The sequence below is a fragment of the Veillonella sp. R32 genome, from assembly GCF_010093125.1.
GTDB lineage: Bacteria > Bacillota > Negativicutes > Veillonellales > Veillonellaceae > Veillonella_A.
In genome coordinates, this window is record NZ_NMZQ01000034.1 from 1 (window position 1) to 1385 (window position 1385).

General features: G+C 34.9%; 1 protein-coding gene. It reads right to left on the reverse strand.

The genetic code is table 11. The annotated features are described in order from the left end of the window. Positions 1–27 precede the first annotated feature (27 nt). Positions 28–1140: an IS1249 family transposase gene (locus VER_RS07730; protein WP_162100264.1), complete on the reverse strand. Its 1113-nt coding sequence runs from the start codon at positions 1138–1140 to the stop codon at positions 28–30. Positions 1141–1385 lie beyond the last annotated feature (245 nt).

The window sequence follows — 1385 nt, forward strand, 5'->3', positions numbered from 1 at the left end:
GGGTTATAGGACAAAACGTGTTGGTTTTTAATCCCAATAAGTAGGAAATTCTGTGCTCCGATGAAGTTCATTCCATGCAAGCCCGTCACCCCATTGAGGAATAGAATAATCTACTTTCTCTCTTTCGTTAAATCGTTGGTAGATAAGAGAAATCGATTTATCTGTCGGCATAACTTTTAATATTTCAGATATAGAAAGCGGTCTAGGTGAGTGCATATAGCACCACCAATAGACCGCTTTTAATCGTCTCTCGAGAGATAATCCTCTATGTGATCTTAACATATCTCTTAATTGTGCATTCACCCCACCTTCTATACGGTTATTAGTATTAGGCACTGAAATATCTGCTATCTCAATAAATGTAAATAAGGTATGCTGTTTAACAAGCTTTAATAAGGAGTTCTCAGCTTTTAACAAACGCTCATGAGTAGCACGTTTATTACCATATTCATCTGTAGTCATTTCTTGCAGAAATGTGTTATAGAGGATTCGCCAATTTCTTAATTCATTTATCCATGCACAGGCAGCTTCAGGTGTTTTTACTTTAAATAAATTACGTGCGATCGATAATAAATCTCTTCCTGCCATTGTCTTAGGGGCATTTGTTATATATCTTCTAACTTGGCAAAAAGCATGAAATAAACATCTCTGGTGGCTTGCCAAAGGCCATACATACTTAAGTGCTTTGGTAAACCCTGTACCACCATCAGATATAACTACTTTGGGTTCAGCAATTCGTTTCATTAAGTTACTCCAAGCCCTAAAGTTCTCAGTTCTACACACATACCAGCCTAATACATGTGTATCATCACAACAAATCAAAACACATAGATTTCTTGAAAGGTAGATACCATCAACGTATACAACATCTCTAGACACATCAATCTTTGGTGGAAGTGGCCAAAGGCTCCAAAATCGCTTTGTCGTCCGTCTAAACGTACACCCTTGACCTGGCATATCTTTTTGAGTTTTTTTACTGAATAACCAATTTAAAAAACTTTGAAATATCTTTGTAGCATCATTATAAACATTAGTAAAAGAAAGATGGCAGACTTTACAAAACCATCGCTGTACACCAGCTCTTGTTTTTCCATACTTCATAACTTTCCGACTGCAGGTTGGACATTTAACGCTTTTCATGGACAATCCTCCTAAAAAATTTATTCTTAGGAATATAAAAACCTATTTATATTAGGAATTGCAAGGCTTTATCCATGTTTTTACCAACACATTTTGTCCAACCTTTAAATATTATGTATAAATTTAAAACAGCTATAACACCAGATAATTACTGATACTATAGCTGTTTTTACCAACACGTTTTGTCCTATAACCCGAATTTTAAAAGATAAATCTGTATTACTAGTTGATGATATATTTACTAC

What these genes read in the sequence shown, in the direction of transcription:
- VER_RS07730 (WP_162100264.1), bottom strand. Translation starts at nt 1,140, where the DNA reads ATGAAAAGCGTTAAATGTCCAACCTGCAGTCGGAAAGTTATGAAGTAT.